General features: G+C 42.2%; 1 pseudogene. It reads right to left on the bottom strand.

The annotated features are described in order from the left end of the window. A pseudogene (locus tag HC175_RS19150) lies at window positions 1-427 on the bottom strand (type IX secretion system periplasmic lipoprotein PorW/SprE); the annotation flags it as partial.

Raw genomic sequence — 427 nt, 5'->3', positions numbered from 1 at the left:
CATCCAAAGAAACCTCCTGGGGGTAATTTAATTCCTCAAGTATTCCTGAAATTTTTTCCTTAAGATCCAAAGCCGCTTCTTTTTCAGCTTTTTGAAAGGGAAACAGAAGCTTAAAGGACTCCCCTATAGAAACCGGCGAAAACTGAGAAGCCGCGAGGGAAGGTAAGGCATTGTTCAGCAATTCCTGTGCTTTTCTGCCCTCTTCTGTCTGTGGGTAATTAAGGGCAACATAATTAAGGTTCTCCCTGTATTTTTCAAAGCCGTACAAACGTCCTGCCGCCATAGCCTTTAAAAGCTCCAGCTTAGGTACGATCTCATCACCGGTGAATTGAATGATCAGTTCCTCACTTTCGGCGATTACAACATCATATTCCTGTGCCTCATATTTTTTATAAAGCTCTTCGTATAGTGCAGTGGGATTATTTTC

The sequence above is a fragment of the Salinimicrobium oceani genome (assembly GCF_012037645.1).
The sequence above is the reverse complement of the archived record's forward strand: the minus strand, read 5'-3'. Positions and strand labels throughout refer to the sequence as shown.